Source organism: Jannaschia pohangensis (genome assembly GCF_900113875.1).
Taxonomy (GTDB): Bacteria; Pseudomonadota; Alphaproteobacteria; order Rhodobacterales; family Rhodobacteraceae; genus Jannaschia; species Jannaschia pohangensis.
In genome coordinates this window covers 1,076,754-1,095,019 of record NZ_FORA01000001.1, presented here as the reverse complement: position 1 = coordinate 1,095,019, position 18,266 = coordinate 1,076,754, and the positions used below count along the sequence as shown (strand labels likewise).

Annotated in this window: 18 protein-coding genes; 13 read left to right on the top strand and 5 right to left on the bottom strand. The window is 67.1% G+C overall.

Annotation, left to right across the window (positions count from 1 at the left end; translation table 11 throughout):
• Nucleotides 1-53 precede the first annotated feature (53 nt).
• From BM002_RS05495 to kynU, 3 genes are all read left to right on the top strand, one after another.
• Nucleotides 54-2,156 carry a bifunctional rhamnulose-1-phosphate aldolase/short-chain dehydrogenase gene (locus BM002_RS05495; protein WP_092778042.1) on the top strand — a complete coding sequence of 701 codons (2,103 nt, stop codon included), beginning with the start codon at nt 54-56 and terminating at the stop codon, nt 2,154-2,156.
• Nucleotides 2,157-2,166: 10 nt separating this feature from the next.
• Nucleotides 2,167-3,441, top strand: a complete 1,275-nt coding sequence (rhaI, locus tag BM002_RS05490) for an L-rhamnose catabolism isomerase (protein ID WP_092778040.1) — start codon at nt 2,167-2,169, stop codon at nt 3,439-3,441.
• Nucleotides 3,442-3,540: 99 nt separating this feature from the next.
• Nucleotides 3,541-4,743 (top strand): kynureninase, encoded by a 1,203-nt coding sequence (gene kynU / locus BM002_RS05485; protein ID WP_092778038.1) that lies wholly within the window; start codon nt 3,541-3,543, stop codon nt 4,741-4,743.
• Nucleotides 4,744-4,747: 4 nt separating this feature from the next.
• Here the strand turns inward: kynU and BM002_RS05480 are convergent, their stop codons facing one another.
• Nucleotides 4,748-5,479 carry an SDR family NAD(P)-dependent oxidoreductase gene (locus BM002_RS05480; protein WP_092778036.1) on the bottom strand — a complete coding sequence of 244 codons (732 nt, stop codon included), beginning with the start codon at nt 5,477-5,479 and terminating at the stop codon, nt 4,748-4,750.
• A gap of 86 nt (nt 5,480-5,565) precedes the next feature.
• On the opposite strand from BM002_RS05480, the gene BM002_RS05475 reads away from it, so the two are divergent.
• From BM002_RS05475 to BM002_RS05460, 4 genes are read left to right on the top strand one after another with little or no spacing between them, the layout of a single operon-like run.
• Nucleotides 5,566-5,952 carry a DUF4112 domain-containing protein gene (locus BM002_RS05475; RefSeq protein ID WP_092778812.1) on the top strand — a complete coding sequence of 129 codons (387 nt, stop codon included), beginning with the start codon at nt 5,566-5,568 and terminating at the stop codon, nt 5,950-5,952.
• Nucleotides 5,949-6,944 (top strand): YihY/virulence factor BrkB family protein, encoded by a 996-nt coding sequence (locus tag BM002_RS05470; protein ID WP_092778034.1) that lies wholly within the window; start codon nt 5,949-5,951, stop codon nt 6,942-6,944. Before BM002_RS05475 ends, BM002_RS05470 begins: the two co-directional genes overlap by 4 nt.
• Nucleotides 6,928-8,064, top strand: coding sequence for an AI-2E family transporter (locus tag BM002_RS05465; RefSeq protein WP_175484807.1), 1,137 nt, complete (start codon nt 6,928-6,930; stop codon nt 8,062-8,064). The genes BM002_RS05470 and BM002_RS05465 overlap by 17 nt, the downstream gene beginning before the upstream one ends.
• Nucleotides 8,065-8,073: 9 nt before the next feature.
• Nucleotides 8,074-9,276 (top strand): CaiB/BaiF CoA transferase family protein, encoded by a 1,203-nt coding sequence (locus BM002_RS05460; protein ID WP_092778030.1) that lies wholly within the window; start codon nt 8,074-8,076, stop codon nt 9,274-9,276.
• A gap of 4 nt (nt 9,277-9,280) precedes the next feature.
• On the opposite strand, the gene BM002_RS05455 is transcribed toward BM002_RS05460, so the two are convergent.
• Genes BM002_RS05455 through BM002_RS05445 form a run of 3 tightly spaced genes read right to left on the bottom strand, consistent with a single transcriptional unit; the run spans nt 9,281 to nt 12,280 of the window.
• Nucleotides 9,281-10,282 (bottom strand): ABC transporter substrate-binding protein, encoded by a 1,002-nt coding sequence (locus BM002_RS05455; protein WP_092778028.1) that lies wholly within the window; start codon nt 10,280-10,282, stop codon nt 9,281-9,283.
• Nucleotides 10,255-11,607, bottom strand: coding sequence for a sensor histidine kinase (locus tag BM002_RS05450; RefSeq protein ID WP_175484806.1), 1,353 nt, complete (start codon nt 11,605-11,607; stop codon nt 10,255-10,257). Before BM002_RS05450 ends, BM002_RS05455 begins: the two co-directional genes overlap by 28 nt.
• Nucleotides 11,608-11,611: 4 nt before the next feature.
• On the bottom strand, nt 11,612-12,280 hold the full coding sequence (locus tag BM002_RS05445) for a response regulator transcription factor (protein WP_092778024.1): 669 nt from the start codon (nt 12,278-12,280) through the stop codon (nt 11,612-11,614).
• Between the two features lie 100 nt (nt 12,281-12,380).
• Between BM002_RS05445 and BM002_RS05440 the strand changes: the two genes are divergently transcribed.
• Genes BM002_RS05440 through BM002_RS05420 form a run of 5 tightly spaced genes read left to right on the top strand, consistent with a single transcriptional unit; the run spans nt 12,381 to nt 16,906 of the window.
• A complete protein-coding gene (locus BM002_RS05440) occupies nt 12,381-13,340 on the top strand; it encodes a Bug family tripartite tricarboxylate transporter substrate binding protein (protein WP_092778811.1) in 960 nt (319 codons plus the stop codon).
• Nucleotides 13,337-13,771: a tripartite tricarboxylate transporter TctB family protein gene (locus BM002_RS05435; protein ID WP_092778022.1), complete on the top strand. Its 435-nt coding sequence runs from the start codon at nt 13,337-13,339 to the stop codon at nt 13,769-13,771. The genes BM002_RS05440 and BM002_RS05435 overlap by 4 nt, the downstream gene beginning before the upstream one ends.
• 1 nt (nt 13,772) lies before the next feature.
• Complete coding sequence (locus BM002_RS05430) at nt 13,773-15,293, top strand: tripartite tricarboxylate transporter permease (protein ID WP_092778020.1); 1,521 nt, start codon at nt 13,773-13,775, stop codon at nt 15,291-15,293.
• Nucleotides 15,274-16,614 carry an acyclic terpene utilization AtuA family protein gene (locus tag BM002_RS05425; protein WP_092778018.1) on the top strand — a complete coding sequence of 447 codons (1,341 nt, stop codon included), beginning with the start codon at nt 15,274-15,276 and terminating at the stop codon, nt 16,612-16,614. The genes BM002_RS05430 and BM002_RS05425 overlap by 20 nt, the downstream gene beginning before the upstream one ends.
• On the top strand, nt 16,607-16,906 hold the full coding sequence (locus BM002_RS05420) for a DUF4387 family protein (RefSeq protein ID WP_092778017.1): 300 nt from the start codon (nt 16,607-16,609) through the stop codon (nt 16,904-16,906). The genes BM002_RS05425 and BM002_RS05420 overlap by 8 nt, the downstream gene beginning before the upstream one ends.
• Nucleotides 16,907-16,927: 21 nt before the next feature.
• Here BM002_RS05420 and BM002_RS05415 read toward each other — a convergent pair whose 3' ends face one another.
• The gene (locus BM002_RS05415) at nt 16,928-17,416 is read right to left on the bottom strand and encodes a hypothetical protein (RefSeq protein WP_092778015.1); all 489 of its coding nucleotides are present in this window, start codon (nt 17,414-17,416) and stop codon (nt 16,928-16,930) included.
• A 180-nt stretch (nt 17,417-17,596) separates the two neighbouring features.
• Here BM002_RS05415 and BM002_RS05410 point away from each other — a divergent pair, with 180 nt between their 5' ends.
• Nucleotides 17,597-18,265 (top strand): cupin domain-containing protein, encoded by a 669-nt coding sequence (locus BM002_RS05410; RefSeq protein WP_092778013.1) that lies wholly within the window; start codon nt 17,597-17,599, stop codon nt 18,263-18,265.
• Nucleotide 18,266: the final 1 nt, after the last annotated feature.

The following is an 18,266-nucleotide window of genomic DNA, read 5'->3' as shown; positions in this document are numbered from 1 at the left end:
GGTCAGCTTTCCCGCAAGAGGCGCGACGCTTCGTGCCGCCCAGGGAGACGACGATGACCACTGCATCCGCCGATGAACGCCTTGAAAACAAATGGGACGAGGCGAAGGCGCAGGCGATGAGCGAGCCCGAAAAGCTGCTCTATCGCTCCAACCTTCTGGGGTCCGACAAGAGAATCACGAACTACGGCGGCGGGAACACCTCGGCCAAGGTGACCCAGAAAGACCCGCTGACCGGCCAGATGGTCGAGGTGCTCTGGGTCAAGGGGTCGGGCGGCGATGTCGGGTCCATCAAGATGGACGGCTTTTCGACCCTCTACATGGACAAGCTGAACGCCCTGCGCGACCTCTATCGGGGGGTGGACTACGAAGACGAGATGGTCGGCTATCTGCCCCATTGCACCTTCAACCTGAACCCGCGCGCGGCCAGCATCGACACGCCCCTGCACGCCTATGTGCCCGCCAGGCACGTCGATCACATGCACCCCGACGCGATCATCGCGATTGCGGCGGCCAAGGACAGCAAGGCCCTGACGCAGCAGATTTTCGGCGACAGCATCGGCTGGCTGCCGTGGAAGAAGCCGGGCTATGAACTGGGTCTGTGGCTGTCGGATTTCTGCGCCAAGAACCCCGAGGCGAAGGGCGTCGTTCTGGAAAGTCACGGGCTGTTCACCTGGGCCGACGATGCGCGGGACTGCTATGATCTGACGCTGCGCACGATCCAGACGGCGATGGACTGGTTCGCCGATCAGACCGCCGGCAAACCGGCCTTCGGTGGCGCGAAGCACCAGAGCCTGCCCGCAGATCAGCGCCGCGCCACCGCCGCCCGCCTGATGCCCGCGATCCGCGGCATGGTGTCGGGCCAGCAGCATATGGTCGGCCATTTCACCGACGCGCCCGCCGTTCTGGAATTCGTGAACGCCAAGGACATGGAGCGTCTGGCCGCGCTTGGCACGTCCTGTCCCGATCATTTCCTGCGCACCAAGATCCGGCCGCTGGTGGTCGATTTCGACCCGGCCAATCCGGATGTGGACGCGACCCTTGCCGGGCTGACCGATTCGGTCGCCACCTACCGCGAGGGGTACCAAGCCTACTACGACCGCTGCAAACGCGACGACAGCCCGGCGATCCGCGACCCCAATGCCGTGGTCTATCTGGTGCCCGGCGTCGGCATGATCACCTTTGCCAAGGACAAGGCGACGGCGCGCATCTCGGGCGAGTTCTATGTCAACGCGATCAACGTGATGCGCGGAGCGGATTCCGTGTCTGAATACCGGGGCCTGCCCGAGCAGGAGGCCTTCGACATCGAATACTGGCTTCTGGAAGAGGCCAAGTTGCAGCGTATGCCCGCGCCCAAGTCGATGGCGGGCCGCGTGGCCCTCGTCACTGGCGGGGCGGGCGGCATCGGGTCGGCCACCGCAGAGCGCTACCTGCGGGAAGGGGCCTGCGTGATGCTGGCCGACATCGACGATGCCGCCTTGGCCGAAACCGCCGAAGCGCTGAGCGCGCGTCATTCCGCGGACGTCGTGCGGACCGTCAACATGAACGTGACCGACGAGGCGGCGGTCGCGGCGGCCTATGCGTATATCGCCGTCGAATTCGGCGGGGTCGACATCCTGGTCTCCAACGCGGGCATCGCCAGTTCCGCCCCGGTCGAGGAGACAACCCTCGCCATGTGGGACCGCAACATGGCGATCCTATCCACGGGCTATTTCCTGGTCAGTCGCGAGGCGTTCAAGCTGTTCCGGGTGCAGGACATGGGCGGGGCCATCGTTTTCGTCGCCTCAAAGAACGGGCTGGCCGCGTCGCCCAATGCCTCGGCCTATTGCACCGCGAAGGCGTCGGAAATCCACCTGGCCCGGTGCCTCGCGCTGGAGGGCGCGCCGATGGGCGTGCGCGTTAACGTGGTCAATCCCGATGCTGTGCTTCGGGGGTCGAAGATCTGGCAGGGTGAGTGGCTGGACCAGCGGGCCGGAACCTATGGCACCGACAAGGAGGGGCTGGAGGCGATGTACCGCGACCGCTCGATGCTCAAACGCTCGGTCCTGCCCGAAGATATCGCCGAAGCCGCTTATTTCCTGGCCTCGGACCTGTCTGCCAAATCGACGGGAAACATCCTGAATGTCGATGCGGGCAACGTTCAGGCATTCACACGGTAAGGGGGCGGGCATGATCACAGCGGACATCATCGAACAGTCGAACGCCAGGGCCGAAGCCCGGCTTCGCGCCGACTACGCGGCCCTTGGCGAACACCTTGACCGCCGCGGCATCGACATCGCGGCGATCAAGGCCAGGGTCGCGGCCTACGGCGTGGCCGTTCCCAGTTGGGGCGTCGGCACCGGCGGCACAAGGTTCGCGCGCTTCCCCGGTCCGGGCGAGCCGCGGCACATCTTCGACAAGCTGGAGGATTGCGGCGTGATCCAGCAGCTGACCCGCGCCACGCCCTCGGTCTCGCTGCATATCCCTTGGGATGCACAGCCCGCTGCCGATTTGAACGCCAAGGCCGAAGAAGTCGGGCTGACCTTCGACGCGATGAATTCGAACACCTTCCAGGACCAGCCGGATCAGGCGCACAGCTACAAGTTCGGCTCCCTCTCGCACACCGACGCGGCCACGCGGCAACAGGCGGTCGAGCACAACATCGCCTGCATCGATCTGGGCGCGCAGATCGGGTCCAGGGCGCTGACCATCTGGGTCGGCGATGGCTCCAACTTCCCGGGACAGGCCAACTTCACCCGCCAGTTCGAGCGGTATCTGGACGCCGCCGGGCAGGTCTATGCCGCGCTGCCCGACGATTGGACCCTGCTGACCGAGCACAAGATGTACGAGCCTGCATTCTATTCGACCGTGGTGCAGGACTGGGGCACCAACCTTCTGATCGCGCAGCAATTGGGGGCCAAGGCCAAGTGTCTGGTCGACCTCGGCCACCACGCGCCGAATGTGAACATCGAGATGATCGTCGCCCGCCTGCGCCAGTTCGGCAAACTCGGCGGCTTCCATTTCAACGACAGCAAATACGGCGACGACGATCTGGATACCGGCAGCATCGACCCCTACCGCCTGTTCCTTGTCTTCAACGAGTTGGTCGAGGCCGAGGCGGACCCCGGTTTCGCCCCGATGCACATGCTGGACCAAAGCCACAACGTGACCGATCCCATCGAAAGCCTGATGGTCTCTGCGACCGAGGTGCAGCGCGCCTATGCGCAGGCGCTGCTCGTCGACCGCAAGGCGCTCGACGGCTATCAGGAAGACAACGACGCGCTGATGGCCACGACGACCCTCAAGGCCGGGTTCCGCACCGACGTGGAGCCGATCCTGGCCATGGCGCGGCTCGAGGCCGGGGGCGCGGTCGATCCGGTCGCGGTCTACCGTGCTTCAGGCTACCGGGCTCAGGTCGCGGCCATCCGTCCGGCGGTCAGCGGGGCAGGCGGCGGCATCGTCTGACCCGTCGGTCGGGCAGGCGACACCCGCCCCTGTGCGTCGCGCACGTTGTAGTGCTCCACTAACTTGCCGTAAGCGTGACGGCAAATTCGGAGACCAGAGATGACGCCAGAGACGACAGCATTGCCGGTCAAGGATCGCTTCGACCTACCCCCGGGGATGGTCTATCTCGATGGCAATTCCCTTGGCCCCCTGCCCAGGGCGGTGCCCGCCCGGCTTGCCGAGATGGTGCGGGACGAATGGGGCGCGCATCTGATCAAGGGCTGGAATGTCGACGACTGGATGGGCCAGCCCGCCCGCGTGGGCGACCGGGTCGGACGCCTGATCGGCGCACCCGCGGGGTCGGTCACCATGGGCGATACCCTGTCCGTCAAGGTCTATCAGGCCCTGTCGGCGGCGCTTCAGATGCGACCGGATCGCAAGGTGATCCTGACCGACAGCGGCAATTTCCCGTCGGACATCTACATGGCCGAGGGTCTGATCCGACACCTCGGGGCCGGTCACGCGTTGCGGATCGTCGCCCCCGAAGAGGTCGCGCAAGCGATGACCGATGAGGTGGCGGTCGCGATGATCACGCAGGTCGATTACCGCTCGGGTCGGATGCACGACATGGGCGACGTCACCGCGGCGGCGCAGGCGGCGGGCGTAGTGATGCTCTGGGATCTTGCGCATAGCGCCGGGGCGGTGCCCGTCGATCTGGCCGGGTCGGGCTGCGAATTCGCCGTGGGCTGCACTTACAAATACCTCAACGGCGGTCCGGGCGCGCCTGCCTTCATCTATGTGCGGCCCGATCTGGTCGACACCATCGACCCCGTCCTGTCCGGATGGCTGGGCCACGAGCGGCCCTTTGACTTCGACCTGTCCTACACCCCCGCGCCCGGGGTGGAGCGGATGCGCGTCGGCACGCCGCCCGTGTTGCAGCTGACGGCGCTCGACGCGGCACTCGACGTCTGGGACGGCGTGGACATGGCCGATCTGCGCCGTCGGTCCATCGCCCTGTCCGAACTGTTCATCGCGCAGGTCGAGGTACGCTGCCCGGGTCTGCGGCTGGCCAGTCCGCGTGACCCGGCGGCACGGGGCACTCAGGTCTCCTTCGCGTCTGACAACAGCTATGCGATGATGCAGGCGTTGATCGCGCGCGACGTCGTCGGCGATTTCCGCGCGCCCGACCTCATGCGGTTCGGCTTCACGCCGCTTTATCTGGACGAGGGCGACATTCACCGCGCCGTCGATGTGCTGACCGATGTGATCGACAATCGGCTGTGGGATGACCCGGCCTATCTCCAGAAGAGCCGGGTCACCTGATCTGTCAGTAGGTCGCCCGACCGCCCGACAGATCGAAGACCGCCGCCGTGGTGAAGCTGTTGGCCGGCGAGACGGCCCAGACGATCATCTCGGCTGCTTCCTCCACCTCGAGGAACCGTGCGCGCGGGATCTTCGAGAGCATGTAGGCGATATGCTCCTCGCTCATCTGGTCGAAGATCGGTGTGCGCGCGGCGGCCGGGGTCACGCAATTGACGGCGATGTCGTGGCCTGCCAATTCCTTGCCGAGCGATTTGGTCAGACCGATCACCCCCGCCTTGGATGCCGAATAGGCCGAGGCGTTCGGATTGCCCTCCTTGCCCGCCACCGATGCGATGTTGAGGATGCGGCCATAGCCCGCCGCGACCATTCCCGGCACCACGGCGCGGTTCACGTGGAAGGTGCCCGTCAGGTTGACTTCGATGATCTGGGCCCAGTCACGCAAGGGATATTCCGCCACCGGCATGTTCGGCCCGGCGATACCTGCCGAATTGACCACGATTGCGGGCGTCCCGAGGGCGTCGACCGTCTGCGCCAGCGCCGCCTCGACCGACGCGTAATCGGCCACGTCGCAGGCGAAGGTGCTGGCCCCGGCCGCCTTGGCCGCCGGTTGATCGGTCTGCCGGTCCCAGCTGGCCACCCGAGCGCCCGCCGCCATCAGGCGCAGCACCACCGCCAGGCCGATGCCCTGCGCACCGCCCGTGACCACGGCCACCTGTCCCTTGAGTTCCTGTGTCATGTTCTTGTCTCCCCCATGTGCCGTCAGCCTAGCCGTGCGAATTGCCGCAGGGAACCCGGATCGGTGTTGGCGCGTTTGCAGAAATGATGAATGAACATGACGCCCTGCTCGATAACCTTGACCGCCTCGCTGTCGCGATGGACAGTCGCTTCCGGCTGCCCGGGACGAATATCCGTTTCGGATGGGACGCCATCCTGGGTTTGGTGCCCGGTCTGGGCGATATCGCGGCACTGGCCCCGGCCGGTTTCATCCTTCTGTCTGCGCATCGGATGGGAGCGCCGTTGTCAGTGAAGGGCCGCATGGTCTGGAACATCGGCCTCGATCTCGTCGTCGGGTCGGTTCCGCTCATTGGTGACCTTCTGGATGTCACGCTGAAGGCGAACCGCCGCAATGTGCGGTTGCTGCGCGCCTGGCATGCGGAGCAGAACGGTGCGGTCCAATCGGCCCGGGCCTCATCCGGAATCCTGGCATGAGCGCCGACGCACGTCGTCTCGAGACGACTGAAGAGATCGCCGCGCGCGAACCGGGCCGAGGCCGTGATGCGGCCCGGCCCTTGGCTATTCCGGCGCGGGGCTGGAAGGACATCTTCTGGCGCGTCAAAGAGGAAGTGGCGCATGACCACGTCGCACTGACCGCGGCCGGCGTCGCGTTTTACGGCCTGCTCGCCGTCTTCCCCGCCATCACCGCGCTCATGTCGCTTGCTGGTCTGCTCTATGACCCCGAACAGGTCGTGGACGTGTTGCAAGGTCTGACTGGACTGGTACCCCCCGATGTCGCGCAGATCCTGATGGATCAGGCGACGGAAGTCGCGGGAAGTCAGGGAAGCGGACTGACCTTGGGATTCATCCTCGGGTTGTCGCTGGCGCTCTGGTCGGCGTCGACGGGTGTGGGCAGCCTGATCGAAGGCCTCAACATCGCCTATGACGAAGTCGAAAGCCGCAATTTCCTCCACGTCAAACTGCTGACGATAGCCTTCACACTTGCGATGATGATCGGTCTGCTGATCGCGGTCCTGCTGATTGTCGTCCTGCCGCTGGCGCTGTCGTTCATGGCCTTCGCCCCCGGGTTCGAGCGGGGCATCCGCCTTGTGGCCTATGTGCCCCTGATCCTTCTGTTCGTGGGCGGGCTGGCGCTTTTCTATCGTTGGGGACCGGACCGCGCGCCCGCGCGGCTCAAGTGGTTGTCGCCGGGGACGCTGTTCGCCGTTGTCCTTTGGCTCGCGGCCTCGGTCGGTTTTTCGATCTACGTGCAATCCTTCGGAAGCTATAATCAGACATTCGGCTCGCTCGCCGGTGTGGTGGTGCTCCTCCTCTGGCTTTGGCTCACGGCTTTTGTCATCCTTCTGGGCGGAGAACTGAACGCCGAGATCGAGGCTCAGACCGCCCGCGACACGACCACCGGCCCGCGCGAGCCGATGGGACATCGAAACGCTGTGAAGGCTGACACACTTGGACCCGCACAATAACGAAAGCGTCCGAAAGGCGCGCCATCCCCTTCAGGTTCCGGTGACCGGGATATTCGTGCTGCTTTGCATTCAGGCGCTGATCACCGCTGCGGATTTCCTGATACCCGTGACCGCGGCCCTTCTTGGATATTTCATCCTGAATGCGCCGCGCCGCGGGCTGGAACGGCTCGGCGTTCCCGCCCCGGTTTCGGCGGCGCTCTTCACGGTCTCCATCGGCGTTTTTCTCTTTTTCGGCGGCTTCATCCTGAGCGAGCCGGTCGGCGATTTCGTCAGCGATTTCCCGCGTCTTCTGGCCGAGGCCCGTGCGACACTCACCGCGCCCGGCGGTATGCTGGAGCCCTTTGCGCGCGCGTCGCAGGCCGCCAACGACACGATGAGCTCCTCTGGTCCGGGTGCCCCCGTGAAGGTCGAGATCGTCGATGACATGGGCTTGGCAAGTTCGGTCGCCACTTTCGCACCGGGCCTTCTGGGGCAGATCGTCTTTGCCATCTGCCTGCTGTTCTTCCTTGTCGCGTCCGGCGATCTCTTCATCCAGAAGGCCGTTCAGGTGGTGGATCGGTTTTCGGACAAGAAGACGACCGTCGCGACGATCCGCACGATCGAGGCGCGTCTGGGCAATTACCTGGGGGCGATCACCCTGATCAACATCGGCCTCGGGCTGTGCATCGGGGCTGCGATGTGGTGGCTGAAAATGCCGTCTCCCTGGCTGATCGGCCTGATGGCGACCGCGCTGAATTTCGTCCCCTTCGTGGGGGCCGTGGTGGGGGCTCTGGTGTCTGCGGTCATCGCCTTCGTCGCCTTCGGATCGCCTTGGGCCGCCCTTGTGGTGATGGGCACCTACTACGGTCTGACCGCCTTCGAAGGTCAGTTCGTCACGCCCACGCTTGTGGGCCAGCGCCTGCGCCTGAACATAACGATGGTCTTTCTGTCGGTCGCCTTCTTTGCCTGGATCTGGTCGGTGATGGGCATGGTCGTCGCCGTCCCGATGCTCATCGTGGTCAAGGTGGTCTGCGACGCGGTGCCCCGGCTGGCCAAGGTCGGGCTGTTTCTGGGCGATGCCGAAGGCTTCGGAACCGAGGCGGCGCAACAGCTTGCTGGACGCGAGGACAAAGCGCTGTAGTGTCGCGGCATGTCCGCCCAAGCGCCCGACGGTCCCCTTGCCGGGATCACCATTCTCGATCTGACCAATGTGCTGGCCGGGCCGTTTGCCTGTCACCAGCTGGCCCATCTGGGCGCGACCGTCACCAAAGTCGAGATGCCGGAGGGCGGTGACCTTGCCCGTCAACTCGGCCAGGACGAGGCGCTGAGCGCGCGGGGCATGGGCATCAGTTTCCTGGCCCCCAATGCGGGAAAACGGTCGCTGACGCTGAACCTGAAGACGGCCGAGGGGCGCGCCGTGCTGCTCCGGCTTGTCCGGAAGGCCGATGTTCTGGTCGAGAATTTCCGCCCCGGCGTGATGGACCGTCTGGGGGTCGGGGCAGACGTGCTGCGCGCGGCCAACCCGGCCCTGATCTACTGCGCGATTTCGGGGTTCGGACAGTCGGGGCCGCTGGCGGACCGGCCCGCCTATGACCAGATCGTGCAGGGGATGTCGGGCGCGATGGCGATCACCGGCGACGCGGCCTGTGCCCCGCAGCGCGCGGGCTGGCCGGTCAGCGATACTGTCGGCGGACTGACGGCGGCGATGGCGATCTCGGCGGCGTTGAACCAACGGCCCCGGGGCTGCGTCATCGACGTGTCGATGCTGGACAGCCTGCTGGCCACGATGGGATGGGCCGTTTCGAACTGGCTGGTGGGCGGGGTGCGCCCGGTGCCCGCAGGCAATGAAAACCTGACCTCGGCCCCCTCGGCGGCCTATGCCTGCGCCGACGGGCCCCTGAACATCGCCGCCAACAAACAGGACCAGTGGGAGGCCCTGGCGCGTCACCTCGGGCTGGCCACGTTGATCGACGATCCGCGCTTCGTCACCCGGGCTGACCGCAAGGCCAACCGGTCGGCCCTGAACGCAGCCTTGGGGGCGGTTCTGGCGACCCGCCCGGCCGAGACCTGGGAGACGGAGCTGAACGCCATCGGCGTGCCCGCGGGCCGAATCCTGAGCGTCGAGGCGGCGCTGGACCATCCGCAGGTGAAGGGCCGCGACCAGATCGCGACCTATGCGCTGGAGGACGGGCGCGAAATCCGCGCCTTCCGCACCGGCCTGCATATCGACGGGGCCGCGCCGCGCGTGACCGCCCCGCCCCCCGAACTGGGCGCCGATACCGACGCGATCCTGCGCGAGGCGGGCTATACGCCCGAAGACATCGCCGACCTGCGCCGGTCGGGCGCGATCTGAGGCGTCACGGCTGGCGGACGGCTTCGGTCCATTCGCGCAGGAACCGGCCCCGGACGAGCGGATCCACGTAAACCAGAAGCCCGGCATCCAGACGGATCGGGCGCAGATGCGGCGCCCGGGTCAGTGCATCCGCATCGATGGGCGGAAGGCCGGTCGCGGCGACGGCGGCCTGCCCCTCGGGCGACAACAGGAAGCGCAGGAACGCGCGGCCCAGATCGGGGGCAGGGGCCGAGCGGGGCACAAGCGCGGTGCGCAGCAGGACATGGGTGAAATCCAGCATCTCGACCCCCGCGAACCCGTCCGCCGTCGCATAGGACCCCAGAAGGTTGTAGGCGACCAGGATGCGCCCCTCGCGCAGGTCTCGCAGCATCGCCGCCGTCGAGGCATAGAGGCGCGGATCGAGGCCGCCCATCACCTCGGCCAGCCGCCAGGACGTGTCCGATTGCCGGGCGTCCTGCGTCGCGAACAGGTATCCCGCCCCCGACCGGTTTGGATCATAGGTGCCGACCTTGCCCTGAAACCGCTCCGGGTCCCGGCGCAGGGCGTCGATCAGGTCGGACCGGGTGCGGGGCAGCATCCCCTCGAAGGCCCGGGGCGCGAAGGCGGCGACAACGGGTTCCTGCGCGAAGGCCCAGACCTCGTCGCGCCACCGCGCCAGTCGCGGCCAGTCGGCGGGGCCAGGGGCGGGCAGGGCCAGTCCGTCATTGGCGAGCTTCATCTGCAAATCCATCGCCGATGAAATCGCCAGATCGAAAGCCGCGCCGCTTTCGACCGCGCGGTGCACTTCGGTCGTGGCGGCGGTCGTGTAGTGGACGTCGATCTCCGGATTGGCGGCCTGGAACGCGGTGACGATCGGGGCGAACAGGTCGGTATCCGTGGTCGAGACGATGCGCACGACAGCGGTGCCCGGCGCGTCGAACAGGCGCTCCTCCTCGATCTCGAAGGCGGACTGCGCCGCCGCCGCAGCGGACCAGAGGATCAGGAGGGCAGAGAGAGCGTGGCGCATGTGCCGCCTCCGTCGCGGGGGGTCAGGGTCAGGGTGCCGCCGAGGGCGGCGGCGGCGGTCTCCACGATGGACAGGCCCAGTCCGGTACCCAGAACGTCGCCCGCATTCGCCCCGCGCGCAAAGCGGCGCATCAGGGCTTCGGGCGGATCGCTCAGGCCCCGGCCCCGGTCCTCGACCGTCAGGGTCGCGCCGGGGCGCAGCGTCACATGCACCTCGCTTTCATCGGGCGAATACTTCACCGCGTTGTCGATCAGGTTGCGCAGCGCCGCCTCGAGCGGGACACGGTCGCCGTGCAGGATGACGGGCCCCGGTACATCCAGCGTCAGGCGGATGTCGCGCAATTCGGCCAGGGGCCGGGCCGCGCGCACCACGTCGTCGGCCAGGCGCGCCAGGTCGATCTCGGCGCTGCCACCCCGCTGGTCCGAGCGGTGGACGACCGCGGCATGGTCGAGAAGCTGCCCCGCCGTCCGTGCCGTCCCGTCGGTCAGGCGCAGGATGTCGCGCAGATGGGCGCGCGTCGCCTCATCCGCGCCGCGCAGGGCGATCTCGGCCCGGGCGCGCAGGGCCGACAGCGGCGTGCGGATGTGGTGGGCGGCCTCGGCGATGAAGGTCTCGGTCCGGTCGGCCCCGGCGTCGAGGCGGGCCATGAACCCGTTGAGCGCCGCCACGAGGGGGGCGAGTTCCGTCGGCACCGGACGATCCACCGGGCGCAGATCGTCCGGCCCCCGCCGCGCCACCGAATCCGCGAGGTGCCGCACGGGCCGCGTCACGCTGCGCGCGGTCAGCACCGCCAGCGCCGCCGCCATCAGGAAAAAGCCGAAGCCGACCACGGCGGCCCGGTTCGACAGACGCGCGGCGAGGGCGTCGCGGCTGCGGTTGCCTTGCGCCAATGCCACGCGGACCGGCACACTGCGCCCGCCCGCCAACAGGGTCCGGTCGATGACGGCGACGCGCACCGCCTCGCCCCGGAAGGGCGTCGACAGGAAGCGCGGGGCAAGGGTGGCCGCGTCGTCGGGCAGGGGCAGATCGCCGTATCCGGTCACCGTCTCGCCCCCCACGGTGACGCGATAGAATATCCGGTCTTCGCCAGCGGCCCCGAGAATCGAGAAAGCCATGAAGGGGATGTCGATCTCGACCCCCTCGACCCCGCCCCGCATCTCATCGGCGACGGCACGGGTGGCGGCCCCGAGGATGCCGTCCTGGGTTTCCTGCGCCGCGCGTTCCACCACGTCGCGCACCAGAAGCCAGCCGATCAGCGACAGCGCCGCCGCCCCCGCCAGCAGGAGCAGCGTCAGGCGACGGCGGATCGACATCGTGCCGCGCATTCCGTCAGGCCAGCCGATAGCCGACGCCGCGCAAGGTCTCGATCCGCACGGAGGAGCCTTCCATCTTGCGGCGCAGGCGGGCGACATAGACCTCGATCGCGTTCTCGCTCACCTCGTCGGCGGCGGCGAACAGGCGGTCGGTCAGCTGCGCCTTTGAATGGACGCGGTCGGGGGCCGAGAGCAGGATCTCCAGCAGCCGCATTTCGCGGTTCCGCAATTCGCGCGGGCGGTCGTCCCCGGCCAGCGACAGGGTTGCGGCAAAAGGGTCGAAGGTCAGGTCGCCGTGGCGAATCACGGGACTGGCTCGCCCACCCCGACGGCGCAGGACGGCGCGGATGCGCGCCTCCAGCTCCATGGTGTCGAAGGGTTTGGTCACATAGTCGTCGGCCCCCGAATCCAGGAGTGCGATGCGATCCGCCACATCCGACCGGGCGGTCATCACGATGACGGGCGTATCCCCCGCGGGACCGGCCCGATGCGCCGCCAGAAAGTCGCGGCCATCTCCGTCGGGCAGCATGATATCGAGCAGGATCAGGTCGTAAGGCGTGACGGCAAGGAAGTCCGCCGCCTCGGCCAGAGTGGCCGCGTGATCCACGCCATGGCCATCCAGAGCCAGCCGCTCGGTGACGGTCTGGGCCAGTTGGGCATGGTCTTCGATCAGCAGGAACCGCATGGAAAAACTTCGGACGTGACAGGTTGGTGTCAGGTTGCGGGGCTTTAGTCCCGCTTGCAAGGGCACCCGGGAGGGGGTGCCCGGTCTCTGGGAGGATACCATGACCAATACGTTTCGCGCCCTGCTGACGGGTGCTGCCATTTTCGTGGCCGGTGCCGCGACGGCTGCCGAATGCATCGCACCTGCGAACCCCGGCGGCGGCTGGGATTTCACCTGCCGCCAGATCGGCAAGATTCTCTATGACATCGGCCAGGTCGATCAGCCCGTTCAGGTCACCAACATGGCCGGTGGCGGCGGCGGTCTGGCGTTCCAGACGGTCGTGAACGAGCGCAATGACGACCCCGATCTGATCGTGGCCGCCTCGGTCGCGACGCAGACGCGCCTGGCGCAGAACGCCTTCGGTGGTGCGACTGCGGACCAGGTTCGCTTTGTCGGGGCCATCGGGGCCGACCCGGGTGTCATCGTCGTCGCCGCCGACAGCCCGTTCCAGTCGCTGACCGAGATGATGGACGCGATGAAGGCTGATCCCGGCTCTGTCGCATTTGCCGGCGGTTCGGCCGCGGGTGGCTTCGACCACCTGAAGGTGCTGCAACTCGCCAAGGCCTATGGCATCGAGGATGTGCGCACGATCAAGTACATCGGTGTCGATGGCGGCGCGGATGCGATCACCCAGACCATCGGTGGTTTCACCCAGGGCATGACCGGCGACATGTCGGAAATCGTGGGCTTCGTCCAGTCGGGTGACGTGCGCGTGCTGGCCGTTCTGACCGAAGAGCGGGTGCCCGGTTTCGACGACATCCCGACCGCGCGCGAGCAGGGGATCGACATCGTGGCCGTGAACTGGCGCGGGCTCTATGTGCCCAAGGGCATCTCGGACGAGCGTTTCCAGGAATGGGCCGACCGTCTGCAGGCCGTGGCCGACAGCGACGAGTGGAAAGAGGCGATGGCCGCCAACGGTCTGGCTCCGTTCACCCGGGTGGGCAACGATTTCCAGGCCTTCGTCGATCAGTCGATCGAGGAATCGGCGGCCCTGAGCCGCGAAATCGGCATCATCCAGTGATCTCCGGCGACCGTCTCTTCGGGGCGGTCGTGGTTCTGGGGGCGGGGGCCTATGCGGCCGCCGCCCTTCAGCTCCAGACCGGCTTCATGTCCGACCCTGTCGGCTCCAAGACCTTTCCCCTTCTGGTGGCGGGCGTATCCGTGATCTGCGGTCTGGTCATGGTGATCCGGCCGGACGATGACCCGGAATGGCCGACACTGCGCACCCTTGGCGCGCTTGCCGTCGCTGTGGCCGTTCTTGCGGCCTATGCCTATACGCTCAAGCCCTTGGGCTTCCTGATCCCGACGGCCATCGCCGCCGGTGTCCTCAGCTATCAGATCAATCCGCGACCGATGTTCGCGGTGCTGGCCGGACTTGGCCTGTCGGTCGGTCTTTTCAGTCTGTTCAAATTCGTCCTGGGCCTCGGCCTCGTGGCGCTGCCGGGGGGCTGACATGGACATTCTCTCCAATCTTGCCCTGGGTTTTTCGGTCGCGTTGTCGCCCTGGACCCTGATGCTGGCTATTCTGGGCTGCTTCATCGGCACCATCGTGGGCGCGCTTCCGGGCCTTGGGCCGTCGAATGGCGTGGCCCTTCTGATCCCGATCACCTTCTCGATGGGCCTCGACGCGACCGCCGCCCTCGTACTGCTGACCTCGGTCTATTACGGCGCGATGTATGGCGGGCGGATCAGTTCGATCCTGCTGAACATTCCGGGCGACGAGCCTGCGATGATGACCTGCCTCGACGGCTATCCCATGGCAAAGAACGGACGCGCGGGCGATGCGCTCGTCATTTCGGGCGTGGCGTCCTTTGTGGGGGCGCTTCTGGCGACGGTCGCGCTGATGCTGATTGCGCCGATGCTGGCGCAGGCGGCCTATCTCTTCGGGCCCGCCGAATATTTCGCCCTCTACCTTCTGGCCTTCTCGACCCTGGGCGGCATCGCGTCCAAGAACCAGGCCAAGGCGGCGCTGGCATCCGCCATCGGCCTTGGCATCGCGATGATCGGTCTCGACAACCAGACCGGCCTGCCGCGCTTTACCGGCGGCAACCTGCACCTGATGGACGGAATCGACTTTCTTGTCGCCATCGTCGGTCTCTTTGCCGTGTCCGAGGTCTTCGTCTTCATCGAAAGCCACGGCAAGGGCAGCGCCCTGGGCGTGAAGCTGGGCAAGATCACCGTGCCCTGGCGCGACATCTGGGAGACGAAGTGGACGATGCTGCGGTCGTCGATCCTGGGCTTCATCGCGGGCATCCTGCCGGGGGCCGGCGCGTCGCTCGGGTCGTTCCTGACCTACATGATGGAAAAATCCATCGCGGGCGAGAAGGGCAAGTTCGGCACCGGCGTCGTCAAGGGCGTGGCCGCGCCCGAGGCGGGCAACAACTCGGCGGCCGGCGGGGCGCTTGTGCCCATGCTGACGCTCGGGGTGCCGGGGTCGGGGACGACTGCCGTCCTGCTCGCGGTGCTCATGACCCTGAACATCACACCGGGGCCCACGCTGTTCGCGGACCGGCCCGAGGTCGTTTGGGGCCTGATCGCCTCGCTGCTCATTGCCAACGTCGTGCTCCTGCTGATGAACGTGCCGATGGTGAAGATCTTCGTGAAGATCCTGATGGTGCCGCCCGCGCTTCTGTTGCCGGGGGTCATGATGGTCAGCTTCGTGGGGATCTATTCGCTGACCGGGTCCTACTTCGACCTTCTGCTGATGATCGCCTTCGGGGTCATGGGCTGGCTGTTCCGCAAGCTCGACATCCCGACGGTGCCCGTCATCCTCGGCATCCTTCTGGGCAACGCGATGGAGGACAACCTGCGCCGCGCCATGATCCTGTCGGATGGCGATGCGATGTTCCTCTTCTCCTCGCCGATTTCCATCGGTCTGTGGGTGGCGGCGATTTTGGGGTTCGTCGCGCCGATCTTCCTGCGGCGGATCATCAAGAAACCGACGGTGCCCGATCATGCCAAACCCGTCGACTAGGGTCCTTGTGCCGGCCGGGGCGCTTGGCCTCGGCTGGGATGACGCCGCACTGGAAGCAGGGTTGGCGCGGGGCCCCGACCTCATCGCCATCGATGGCGGCTCCACCGACAGCGGGCCGTCCTACCTAGGGCGGGGGGTCAGCAAATACTCCCGCGCACAGACCAAGGCGGAATGGGCCACGCTGATCGACGCGGCCCGGCGGGCGGGTTGTCCGCTTGTCATCGGGACGGCAGGCACCTGCGGCGCGGGGTCGGCGGTCGACTGGCTTCTGGCAATCACGCGCGAGGTTCTGGCCGAGACGGGGCAGGGCGCCCGGATCGCCACGCTCTACTGTGACCGCCCGGGCCTTGCCGCCGAATGGGACCGTGTCACGCCCCTGCCGGGCGCGCCCGACGTCACGGCGGAGGCCTTGGCCCAATGCACCAACATCGTGGCGCTGGCCGGGGTGGAGCAGGTGCAGGCCGCGCTGGCCACCGGGGCCGACATCGTCATCTGCGGGCGGACCACCGACACCGCCATCCTTGCCGCCCTGCCGATTGCCCGCGGCGCGCATCCGGGCGGGGCCTGGCACGGGGCCAAGGTCGGGGAATGCGGCGCGCTCTGCTGTACGCATCCCGATGCCGGCGTGATCGAGATCCTGTTCGACGACAGGGGCTTCACCGTCACGCCGATGGCCGAAGCGTCGGTCGCCACCCCGCGGACCGTTGCCGCCCATCTGCTTTATGAAAACTCCGATCCGATCATCCTGCATGAGCCGGGCGGGCACCTCGACGTGACGGGGGCCAGCTATGTGGCGCAGGGCAAATCGGTCCGGGTCGAGGGGGCAGAGTGGGTGCCCGCCCCCTACACCGTCAAGCTGGAGGCGGCGCGGGTGGCCGGTCACGGGATCATGTCGCTCGTTCTGGTGCGCGACCCGCGGTACGTGGCGCAGATCGACGATTGGTGCGCCTCGCTTGTGGCGCGGGCGAAGGCGCGGATCGCGGCCCGGATGGGCGACGTCGACTATGTGCTGGAACTGCGCCGCATCGGTGTGGACGCGACCCTGGGCGCGTTGGAGCCGGGCACGGCGGTCCCGAACGAGGTCGGCGTGTTGGCGCAGGTGACCGCGCCCGACCCGGCGGTCGCCGCCGAAGTGGCCAAGGCCGTGAACGCCCTCCTGCTGCATCACCCGCTGACAGCCGAGGAACCGATGCCGACCTTCGCCTTCCCCTATTCCCCGCCCGAGGTGGACCTGGGGCCGCAATATGAATTCGTCCTGCACCATGTCCTGTCGCTGGACGATCCGATGGACGGGTTCCGGCTGGAGGTGGTCGATGTCTGAGCTTGGCGCCCTTGCCCGGGTCCGGTCCAAGAATGCCGGGCCGTTCTGGATCACAATCGATATCTTCTGCGAGGCAGAGACCTACGGGACGGTCGCGGCCACACCGACCGGGGTCTTCGCGGCCCGCCTGGGCGTCGCCGAGCTGAAGCGGTTCGACCTGCCCGACCTGCGGGCCATCAAGCTGAGCCTGCCGCGCCCGCAGGTGCAAGGGGCCGCCGCCGACCGCGACATGCATGGCGCGGGTCTGGCCCATGCGTTGACCGGGATGCAGATCGGTCCGGCGCGCGGCTGACACCCGCGCCGGGCCGATGGCTCAGAAGGTTTCGAGCCGCAACTGCGCGTCGCAGTATTCCCCATCCGCCGTTCCGACCCAGATGTCGAGAACACCCGATGACGGCGCGGTCAGGTCGATGCGCGCATCGAGGTTCCCGTTGTCATCATCGTCGTAATACCAATTGCCCGCAGGCGTATTGATCAGCAGGGCCGAGTCACAGTCGCTGACCACCGAGATCACCAGCGTGAAGCCGGCCAGCCCCGGCGTCTCCAGCGTGAAATCGGGACGGACAGGAAAGAACCCCTCGCCCCGCTCGGACCGCAGGGCGTTGTAGATGCCCTTGCACCGTGCGCGGATCGGGAAATCGCCGCCGGCGGTGACGCTGAAGAATTTGGCCTCATAGAGCTGTTGCCCGGTGAAGCGACCATAGGCGCCGTTCTGGCTGACGTCCGGACAGGCCAGCGCGGCACCCGCCAGACAGGACAGCGCAAGGCCAAGGGCCGTCGCGGTCAGAGTATGTGCAAACATTGAAGTCCCCCCTTCCAAGTGGCCTTACGTTAGCATGGGCGCACCCTCTGCGAAGTCCTTTTCCACGGAAAATGGCTCGAATTCGAGAGGTCCGGGGTGGGAGCGCGCCGCAGGTGGCGCTGACGGTTGAAAGGGCTATCCTTGCCCGAAGGGTCGCGGCCCGGTCAGCGCGGAGGACACATGGAACTCAACAGCGATTTCTCGGCGCGTGTCGTCGTCCAGTCCGACCGGATGCCGTGGCAGGCCTCTCCGATGGCGGGGGTCGACCGGCGCATGCTCGACCGGATCGGCGGGGAGGTGGCGCGGGCCACCAGCATCGTGCGCTATGCCCCCGGAAGCCACTTCTCCGCCCATACCCATACCGGTGGCGAGGAGTTCATCGTCCTCGACGGGGTGTTTCAGGACGAGCATGGGGATTATCCCACGGGCACCTACGTGCGGAACCCGCCGACGTCGGCCCATACTCCGGGGTCGGCCGAGGGGTGCACGATCTTCGTCAAGCTCTGGCAGTTCGACCCGGACGACCGCACCCAGTTCCGCCGCGACATGGCCGAGGGGTTGGCGCCCGCGGGTGACGGGCTTGCCCGGACCGTCCTGCACCGCGACGCGTTCGAGGAGGTGACGTTCACCGTGGCCGAGGCGGGGGCGACCATCCTGTCGGATGCGCCGGGCGGGATCGAGGTTCTGGTAATCGACGGCGCCATCGCGGAAGGCGGCGAGACGCTGTCGCGCGGCGGCTGGCTGCGCCTGCCCGATGGGATGCCGCTCCGGGCGCAGGCGAGGGCCGGGGGCACAAGGATCTGGATGAAGACGGGTCACCTGATCCACGCCCGCGCACCCTGCGACTGAC

Coding starts and splice junctions, on each gene's coding strand:
- BM002_RS05420 (WP_092778017.1), top strand. CDS start 16,607: ATGTCTGAGCTTGGCGCCCTTGCCCGGGTCCGGTCCAAGAATGCCGGG.
- BM002_RS05410 (WP_092778013.1), top strand. CDS start 17,597: ATGGAACTCAACAGCGATTTCTCGGCGCGTGTCGTCGTCCAGTCCGAC.
- kynU (WP_092778038.1), top strand. CDS start 3,541: ATGACGCCAGAGACGACAGCATTGCCGGTCAAGGATCGCTTCGACCTA.
- BM002_RS05470 (WP_092778034.1), top strand. CDS start 5,949: ATGAGCGCCGACGCACGTCGTCTCGAGACGACTGAAGAGATCGCCGCG.
- BM002_RS05495 (WP_092778042.1), top strand. CDS start 54: ATGACCACTGCATCCGCCGATGAACGCCTTGAAAACAAATGGGACGAG.
- BM002_RS05415 (WP_092778015.1), bottom strand. CDS start 17,416: ATGTTTGCACATACTCTGACCGCGACGGCCCTTGGCCTTGCGCTGTCC.
- BM002_RS05450 (WP_175484806.1), bottom strand. CDS start 11,607: ATGCGCGGCACGATGTCGATCCGCCGTCGCCTGACGCTGCTCCTGCTG.
- BM002_RS05425 (WP_092778018.1), top strand. CDS start 15,274: ATGCCAAACCCGTCGACTAGGGTCCTTGTGCCGGCCGGGGCGCTTGGC.
- BM002_RS05455 (WP_092778028.1), bottom strand. CDS start 10,282: ATGCGCCACGCTCTCTCTGCCCTCCTGATCCTCTGGTCCGCTGCGGCG.
- BM002_RS05460 (WP_092778030.1), top strand. CDS start 8,074: ATGTCCGCCCAAGCGCCCGACGGTCCCCTTGCCGGGATCACCATTCTC.
- BM002_RS05480 (WP_092778036.1), bottom strand. CDS start 5,479: ATGACACAGGAACTCAAGGGACAGGTGGCCGTGGTCACGGGCGGTGCG.
- BM002_RS05445 (WP_092778024.1), bottom strand. CDS start 12,280: ATGCGGTTCCTGCTGATCGAAGACCATGCCCAACTGGCCCAGACCGTC.
- BM002_RS05440 (WP_092778811.1), top strand. CDS start 12,381: ATGACCAATACGTTTCGCGCCCTGCTGACGGGTGCTGCCATTTTCGTG.
- BM002_RS05430 (WP_092778020.1), top strand. CDS start 13,773: ATGGACATTCTCTCCAATCTTGCCCTGGGTTTTTCGGTCGCGTTGTCG.
- BM002_RS05475 (WP_092778812.1), top strand. CDS start 5,566: ATGAATGAACATGACGCCCTGCTCGATAACCTTGACCGCCTCGCTGTC.
- rhaI (WP_092778040.1), top strand. CDS start 2,167: ATGATCACAGCGGACATCATCGAACAGTCGAACGCCAGGGCCGAAGCC.